This is a genomic window from Prevotella sp. CAG:592 (assembly GCF_000436015.1).
GTDB lineage: Bacteria > Bacteroidota > Bacteroidia > Bacteroidales > Bacteroidaceae > Prevotella > Prevotella pectinovora.
In genome coordinates, this window is the sequence record NZ_FR892594.1 from 41,313 (window position 1) to 49,974 (window position 8,662).

The window sequence follows — 8,662 nt, forward strand, 5'->3', positions numbered from 1 at the left end:
GTATCAATACTGTGAAAAACAGGTTAAACCTGACTAAAATGGGAATATATTTTTCCAATTACAAATAATATTTAGTATTTTTGCAAAATAAACAATGTATTATATATGACACTTGTAATAGTATCAATTCTTATAATAGGTTATGTGCTGATTTCCACAGGATGGATGACCAATGTCAACAGGGCCGCAGTGGCCGTGTTCATGGGAACTGTCGGGTGGGTCTTGTATATCTGTTATGGAACAGATTTCGTGTTGGCACAACATCCTCGTGAATATTCCGATTTCCTTATGGGGGTAGCGCCAAACCCTGAAAACGTTAAGCATTTCATTTCGCAGAACATTTTTCTTGACTATGTTGGCAGGGGAGCGGAGATAGCCTTGTTCCTGTTGGCCACGATGTCGATAGTGGAGATTCTGAACAACAACGGATGCTTTGACTTCCTGACGGAATTGCTTTATACGAGAAGCAGCAAGAAGATGTTGTGGCTTATCTCTATCGTGACCTTTGTCATTTCGGCAAATCTCGACAACTTGACGACAACGACGATGATGCTGGTCATCATTCACAAGATATTGGCAAACAGAAGGCAGAGAATGCTTTATGGCAGCGCGGTGATAATAGCTGCCAACTGTGGCGGCGCCCTGACGGTGATTGGTGATCCGACAGGTCTTGTGTTATGGAATATAGGAGCTGTGGACGCATCTGATTTTTCTATGTATCTCGCCTTGCCGTGTCTAGTGTCAATGGCTTTGCCGGTATGGTGGTTGGGAAGACAGTTGCCGGAGCGTGTCGAAACACAAGGCTTTGCCATTCCTTATCGCGGGGACGACACCAATCTGAACAGATGGCAACGAATGCTCATGCTGTTTCTCGGTATAGGGGGATTATGGTTTATTCCGACATTCCATAATATCACAAAACTGAGTCCGTTCCTCGGGGCATTGTGTGTTCTTTCGCTGTTGTGGGTGGTGAACGAAATATTCAACCGCAGACTCATGGATGTTGACAAGATGATTCAAAGAAGGATTCCTCGCGTGTTGCAGTATGGCGTCATCCAGATGGTGCTCTTTGTACTCGGCATCATGTTTGCCGTCGGTGTCGTAGTGGAAACAGGTGCCGTTTCAACATTGGCCCAATGGATAGACGACAATGTGCATAACGTCTGGATTCTGGGAATCGTTTCAGGATTCTTCGGCTCAGTGTTAGACACTTTTGCCACGTCCATGTCATTTGTTTCATTGCATCCGGTAGTGGATGTGGCAAACCTTGGCTTGTGGGCAGATTCTGATTATGTGGGAGACTTTGTCAGAAATGGTGTCTATTGGAAAATAATAGCATATTGCAGTGCTATGGGAGGTAATATGCTGCTGATAGGATCTGTCAGCGGACTGGCCCTCATGAAGATGGAACGGATACGGCTTGGCTGGTATCTGCGAAACGTAGGCTGGATATGCTTTGTTGCATGGCTGATAGGATTGGCAATAATGTGGGGTACGACATTCATATACTAAAGAACCGTTCTGCACATTCCTTGTATTGAGATAAACTTTTGAAATTTAATAGGTATATATATTTGAGTTATGAAGATTAAGACAATTGGTGTACTTACCTCAGGAGGTGACGCTCCGGGTATGAATGCTGCTATACGTGCCGTGACACGTGCCGGTATCAGCAATGGTTTTAAGATCAAAGGAATCTTCCGTGGTTATGATGGCTTGATTAACAACGAGATTAAAGATTTCACGACTGAAAACGTAAGTGGCATAATCAATCGTGGCGGTACAATCCTCCGTACTGCAAGAAGCAGCGAGTTTGAGACCCCGGAAGGCAGGAAGAAAGCATACGAGAATATGCGCAGCAATAACATAGACGCATTGGTCGTAATCGGAGGTAACGGTTCTCTGACAGGTGCCAAAATATTTGCTGAAGAATATGATGTCTGTTGCATAGGACTGCCTGGAACAATCGACAATGACCTGTATGGAACCGATTCCACAATCGGCTACGACACGACACTCAACACAATTGTGGAATGTGTGGATAGAATCCGAGATACCGCCGTTAGCCATGAGCGTATCTTCTTTGTTGAAGTCATGGGGCGCGATGCTGGCTTCCTGGCTCAGAACAGCGCAATCGCAAGTGGGGCAGAGGCAGCCATCATTCCTGAAGACTCAACGGATGTCGACCAGCTGGCACGTTTCATGGAGCGTGGAATCAGAAAGAGCAAGCGTAGCTGCATAGTAATCGTAAGCGAAAGCCCCAAATGCGGAGCTTTGTATTATGCAGACCGCGTGCATAAGGAATTTCCTGACTACAATGTGCGAGTGTCAATACTCGGCCATTTGCAGCGAGGAGGAAGCCCTTCTGCACACGACCGCATCCTTGCCAGCCGCACAGGTGTTGGTGCTATAGAAGCTATCATGCAGGGACAGAGGAATCTTATGGTTGGAGTCAGAAACAACGAGATTGTATATGTCCCCTTCCTTGACGCTATCCGTTCAGACAAACCATTCGACAAGAAACTCATAACAGTATTAGATGAGTTGAGTATATAAACTTGCAGATTTGTTATTGGCATGAATTCGGCATACCCCAAGATTCAATTCTTGAGGTATGCTATAACGAATATTCTTTAAAATCTTAGTTTTAAATGCATTATATCGAAAACGCTAATTTGATAGCGTGATTCGTTTAGGAAAGAAAATGCCTTAAACGTAATAAGAAAACGATATTTAATGCCAAAAATATTGTGAGATTAAAAATATTTGTTATTTTTGCAGACGGGAAAAAGGAAAGGACTTTTTTGAAAACAAATTAGGTACACATATTCTGATGTTAAGCTTCTCTTTATGTGCACTTTCTGGAAACGAAAAACTAATATTTAAAAATATAAAGATATGTCACAAGTAATTGGTCGAATTTCTCAGATTGTCGGACCTGTTATCGATGTATATTTCGATACCAAGGGAGAAGATCCGGAGAAGGTGTTGCCAAAGATTCACGATGCATTGAAAGTAAAGCGTCCGGATGGCAGAGAACTTGTTATCGAAGTTCAACAGCATATCGGCGAAGATACTGTACGCACCGTGGCTATGGACAATACAGATGGCTTGCAGAGAGGATTGGAAGCGATACCGACAGGATCACCTATCCTTATGCCGGCAGGTGAGCAGATTAAAGGAAGAATGATGAATGTAATAGGTCAGCCTATTGATGGTATGAAGACACTTGACATGGACGGAGCCTATCCTATTCATCGCGAACCTCCTAAGTTCGAAAACTTGTCCACCCACAAAGAGATGCTCGCTACGGGAATCAAAGTGATCGACCTTCTTGAACCATATATGAAAGGCGGTAAAATCGGACTCTTCGGTGGAGCAGGAGTTGGAAAGACCGTACTTATCATGGAGCTGATCAATAATATCGCCAAGGGACACAATGGATATTCTGTGTTCGCTGGAGTAGGAGAGCGCACCCGTGAGGGTAATGACCTTATCCGAGACATGCTTGAATCAGGAGTTATCCGTTATGGCGAAAAATTCAAGAAAGCCATGGAAGAAGGCAAATGGGATCTGAGTCTCGTAGACAAGGAGGAACTCAAGAAAAGCCAGGCAACCCTTGTCTACGGTCAGATGAATGAGCCACCTGGCGCACGTGCTTCCGTTGCTCTTTCCGGACTGACAGTAGCTGAGGAATTCCGTGACCATGGAGGTAAGGACGGAGAAGCTGCCGATATTATGTTCTTCATCGACAACATCTTCCGCTTTACACAGGCAGGTTCAGAGGTATCGGCATTGCTGGGACGTATGCCTTCGGCTGTAGGTTATCAGCCAACTCTTGCCAGTGAGATGGGAGCGATGCAGGAACGCATTACCTCTACAAAGAAAGGTTCCATTACTTCTGTCCAGGCTGTTTATGTGCCTGCAGACGACTTGACCGACCCGGCGCCGGCTACAACATTTACTCACCTTGATGCAACGACTGAGTTGAACCGTAAAATTACGGAGTTGGGAATTTACCCGGCTGTTGATCCGTTGGGATCTACTTCCAGAATACTTGATCCGCTGATTGTCGGCAAGGAACATTATGAGTGTGCCCAAAGAGTAAAGCAAATTCTCCAGAAATATAAGGAACTTCAGGATATCATCGCTATTCTTGGTATGGACGAGTTGTCGGATGACGACAAGCTCACCGTAAACAGGGCACGCCGCGTTCAGCGTTTCCTCTCACAACCATTTACCGTAGCCGAGCAGTTTACGGGTATTCCTGGAGTGATGGTTCCTATAGAGGAAACCATAAAGGGCTTCAATATGATTCTCGACGGAAAGGTTGATGACCTGCCAGAGCAGGCATTCCTCAATGTCGGAACCATAGAAGATGCAATAGAGAAGGGTAAGAAACTGCTTGAGGCTGCTAAAGGCTAAAGGCTAAAATGTTGCAATATGGGTTTAGAATTAAAAATCGTCTCTCCCGAGAAAGTGGAGTATGAGGGAAAAGTGGATAGAGTCATAGTGCCCGGCACCGTCGGACTGTTTGAGATTCTTGAAAACCACGCTCCCATCATTTCCACACTTGAGAAAGGACGGGTGATATATCACGATTCAGAAGGGGAACACGAACTCAATGTCTCAATGGGATTTGTGGAAGTACAGAAAAATATCGTCAATATTTGTGTTGAACTTTAACAAGCTAGCATAATATATGTTGAATACAAGAGATGTGGAAAAGGCTTGTCGGCGTTATTTCGTGCAGGGAATTCTTATTACAGCGTTCCTTTCATTGATAGTCGTGGCATTATACATACAGTTTCCAGAGTGGAACTTGATTGCGCCGATGATAATGACCGACATATTCTCTCTGACAGTCTGCATTGCAGAAGCTTTGGTGTTGCGCATTGTAGCAAAACACGGCACGGAGAATCTGCACAATTTCTTCACCGCAGCTACGGGCTTACGCATGTTTCTCGCATTGTTCACCCTGACAGGGTGCTACCTCGTTGAGGGGCGTGATGCCATGCTGCCTTACTGCGTTGTATTCATGTCGTTCTATTTTGTATTTCTTATTCACCATTCAGTGTTCTTCACTCGTGTATTGAATTCTCACGCCAAGTGTGACAAAGAAAAATAAACATTTTTATATGAAACGATTAAGGTCATTATTAATCCTCGTTGCTTTTGCCTTGATGCCTTTGTTGGCTTTTGCTACAAACGAAGGTGGAGAGAAAAGTGAAGGACTCGACATACCGAAAGTCGTGCTTGAGCACCTTTCCGACTCTTACGAATGGCATATCGCCACTTACGAGGGAAAGCACTTGAGCATTCCGTTGCCGATTATCGTGCGGAATTCCGCTACGGGAGACTGGTTCGTAGGTACGGCGGAAAGTCTGCCTGAACCTTTCTTCTTTGACGAAGCCCACCATGGCAAGATTTACGAGAAGATGCCTGACGGCACAACGGAACGTCCGCTCGATCTGAGTATCACCAAGACTGTAGCTCAGATATGGATTGTGGTCTTCGTAATGTTAGCCGTATTCCTGTCCTGTGCCCGCTGGTACAAGAATCGTGACGAAAAGAGCGAGGCGCCGGGTGGATTCGTAGGCATGATGGAGATGTTCGTGATGATGATTTACGAAGATGTGGCAAAGGCGTCCATCGGAGAGAAACATTTCCGTCCTTACGCACCATATCTGCTCACCGTGTTCTTCTTCATCCTGACCACCAACCTTCTTGGCTTGCTACCGGTCTTCCCTGGTGGTGCCAATGTAACAGGAAATATAAACATCACGTTCTTCCTCGCTTTTTGTTCAATGGTGGTAATCAACCTCTTTGGAAACAAGGAGTACTGGAAGGACATTTTCTGGCCAGAAGTGCCAGTGTTCCTGAAAGCATATCCAGTACCGCTTATGCCAGTAATAGAGTTCTTTGGCGTCTTTACTAAGCCATTCGCTTTGATGGTCCGTCTCTTCGCCAATATGATGGCAGGCCACGCAATCATTCTGAGCTTCACTTGTGTGATATTCCTCGGATGGTCGATGGGAGTAGGCTATGGCATAGGACTCAACTTCGTGAGCGGAATAATGATGCTTTTCATGAATGCTCTGGAATTGCTCGTGGCATTCGTCCAGGCATACGTCTTCACCCTCTTGAGTGCTGTCTTTATCGGACTTGCCCACAAGGAGGAGGAGTAAAAGCCTCTTTTATGAGGTGTGACAAATAAAAATTAGAGTTAAACAAGAGAATAAACAAAAAATTAATAACAATTAAAATTTAAGGAATTATGATTATTTCATCACTTTTGGCTGCTGAAGGTCTGGCACAGCTGGGCTGCAGCTTAGGCGCAGGTATCGCAGTAATTGGCGCAGGTTTGGGTATTGGTAAGATCGGTAGCAGCGCTATGGATGCTATCGCTCGTCAGCCTGAGGCATCAGGTAAAATCCAGACAAACATGATTCTTACATCTGCATTCGTAGAGGGTTGTGCATTGTTCGCAATCGTGGTTTGTGCCTTCCTTATCTAATGAACTTTTCTTGGGAGAAGTTTTTAACTAATAGGTGTTTGTAAATTAACGCAAATGGATTTATCAAGTTTGCCATCAATATTAACTCCTGACTTAGGATTGCTCTTCTGGATGCTTCTTGCGTTCCTTGTAGTATTCTTTGTTCTCGCCAAATTCGGTTTCCCGGCAATAACGGTCATGGTGGAGAAAAGGAAGAACTATATCGACGAGAGCCTGAAGAAAGCCCATGAGGCTTCTCTGAAGCTTGAAAACATCAAGCAAGAAAGTGAAGCGATCCTGCAGGAAGCACGTGAGAAGCAGGCCACCATACTCAAGGAGGCCGCATCCACACGTGACGCTATTGTGGAGAAAGCTCAGGATAAAGCACGTGAGGAGAGTGCGCGCATCATCAGCGAGGCCAAAGCCGAGATTGAAGCGCATAAGCAGGCCGCCATCAGCGATATCCGCAAGCAAGTAGCCATATTGAGTGTTGAGGTGTCAGAGAAGATCTTGAGAAAGAATCTCGACACCGACAAGGCACAGATGGACTACATAGATCTTATGCTGAATGAAGTGAACTTAAATAAATAAGCAGGATGGATTTAGGATTAATATCGGTAAGATACGCTCGAGCATTGCTCAAGGCAAGCAACCAGGAGAAGCAGTCTGAGCAGGTCTATGCTGACATGCAGACTCTCGCCGCAGAATATGTTAATGTGCCAGAACTGAGTGTCACCATAGCTAATCCTATGCTTTCAAGGGAGCAGAAAGAAGCATTGCTGATTACTGCCACAGGAAGTACAAAGTGTGAATTGACCTGCCGTTTTATCAGGCTTGTATTGAAAGAGGGAAGGGCGAACATCATGCAATTCATTGCAAACTCGTTTGTCTCTCTTTATAGAGAGCAGAATAACTTGATTCATGCAAAACTGTCAACTGCCGTTGCTCTGACTCCAGAAACGGAGTCGAAGCTGCGGAAGTTAGTGGAGAGTAAGACAAATGGTAATGTTGAGTTCAAGACTTCTGTCGATGATGAACTCATCGGAGGTTTCGTGCTCGAGTACGACACCTATCGACTCGACGCCAGCGTAAAGCGCCAGCTCAGCACCATTTTGTCGAATCTTAAATAATTAAAAGGATTAATATGTCAGATAAAATTAAACCAAGCGAAGTATCCCAGGTGCTTCTCGAACAACTGAAAGGAATCAGTAATGGCGAGCAGTTCGACGAGGTGGGCACTGTGCTTCAGGTCAGCGATGGTGTAGCGCGCATCTACGGATTGCGTAATGCCGAAGCCAACGAGCTCCTGGAGTTTGAGAATGGTACTATGGCTATCGTCATGAACCTTGAGGAGGACAACGTAGGTTGTGTGCTTCTCGGTTCTACTGATGGTATCAAAGAAGGCATGGTTGTGAAACGTACTAAGCGTATCGCGTCTATCCGAGTGAACGACAATATGCTTGGTCGCGTCATCAACCCATTGGGACAAGCCATCGACGGCAAGGGAGATCTTGATCTTACTGAGTCGTTTGAGATGCCGCTCGACCGTAAAGCCCCCGGAGTTATCTACCGTCAGCCTGTAAAGGAGCCTCTCCAGACAGGTTTGAAGGCTGTAGACTCCATGATTCCTATTGGTCGTGGTCAGCGTGAGCTTATCATCGGTGACCGTCAGACCGGAAAGACCGCCATTGCAATTGATACTATCATTAATCAGAAGAGTTTCTATGATGCAGGCAAACCTGTATACTGTATTTATGTTGCCATAGGACAGAAGGCGTCTACTGTGGCTGCCCTCGTATCTAATCTGAAGGAGCATGGTGCTTTGCCTTATACTATTATCGTATCGGCAACGGCAGCAGACCCTGCCGCCATGCAGTATTATGCACCATTTGCGGGTGCAGCCATCGGCGAGTATTTCCGCGACCGTGGCTATTCTGCACTCGTCGTATACGACGACCTTTCAAAGCAGGCCGTAGCATACCGTGAGGTATCTCTGATTCTTCGACGTCCTTCAGGACGTGAGGCATATCCTGGAGACGTATTCTATCTGCACAGCCGTCTTCTTGAGCGTGCAGCACGAATTAATGACCAACAGGAAGTTGCAGAACAGATGAATGATCTTCCAGAGTGTATGAAGGGACATGTGAAAGGTGGAGGCTCTTTGAC

General features: G+C 45.5%; 9 protein-coding genes and 1 pseudogene. All 10 read left to right on the top strand.

Features of this window, described 5'->3' with window-relative positions; translation table 11 throughout:
* Positions 1–105 precede the first annotated feature (105 nt).
* A complete protein-coding gene (locus QVO99_RS07400) occupies positions 106–1,512 on the top strand; it encodes an SLC13 family permease (RefSeq protein WP_022316975.1) in 1,407 nt (468 codons plus the stop codon).
* Between the two features lie 69 nt (positions 1,513–1,581).
* Positions 1,582–2,556: a 6-phosphofructokinase gene (gene pfkA / locus QVO99_RS07405; RefSeq protein ID WP_022316976.1), complete on the top strand. Its 975-nt coding sequence runs from the start codon at positions 1,582–1,584 to the stop codon at positions 2,554–2,556.
* Between the two features lie 342 nt (positions 2,557–2,898).
* Entirely contained in the window at positions 2,899–4,425 is a 1,527-nt protein-coding gene (gene atpD, locus QVO99_RS07410) for a F0F1 ATP synthase subunit beta (RefSeq protein ID WP_022316977.1), read from the top strand.
* Between the two features lie 18 nt (positions 4,426–4,443).
* Positions 4,444–4,686 (top strand): F0F1 ATP synthase subunit epsilon, encoded by a 243-nt coding sequence (locus QVO99_RS07415; RefSeq protein WP_022316978.1) that lies wholly within the window; start codon positions 4,444–4,446, stop codon positions 4,684–4,686.
* 16 nt (positions 4,687–4,702) lie between these two features.
* Positions 4,703–5,128, top strand: a complete 426-nt coding sequence (locus QVO99_RS07420; RefSeq protein ID WP_022316979.1) for a hypothetical protein — start codon at positions 4,703–4,705, stop codon at positions 5,126–5,128.
* A 10-nt stretch (positions 5,129–5,138) separates the two neighbouring features.
* Positions 5,139–6,188, top strand: a complete 1,050-nt coding sequence (atpB, locus tag QVO99_RS07425; RefSeq protein ID WP_022316980.1) for a F0F1 ATP synthase subunit A — start codon at positions 5,139–5,141, stop codon at positions 6,186–6,188.
* 89 nt (positions 6,189–6,277) lie between these two features.
* Positions 6,278–6,517, top strand: coding sequence for an ATP synthase F0 subunit C (gene atpE, locus QVO99_RS07430; RefSeq protein ID WP_022316981.1), 240 nt, complete (start codon positions 6,278–6,280; stop codon positions 6,515–6,517).
* 54 nt (positions 6,518–6,571) lie between these two features.
* Positions 6,572–7,087, top strand: coding sequence for a F0F1 ATP synthase subunit B (gene atpF / locus QVO99_RS07435; RefSeq protein WP_022316982.1), 516 nt, complete (start codon positions 6,572–6,574; stop codon positions 7,085–7,087).
* A 5-nt stretch (positions 7,088–7,092) separates the two neighbouring features.
* Entirely contained in the window at positions 7,093–7,626 is a 534-nt protein-coding gene (locus QVO99_RS07440) for a F0F1 ATP synthase subunit delta (RefSeq protein WP_022316983.1), read from the top strand.
* Between the two features lie 14 nt (positions 7,627–7,640).
* Positions 7,641–8,662, top strand: a pseudogene (locus tag QVO99_RS07445) (F0F1 ATP synthase subunit alpha); the annotation flags it as partial.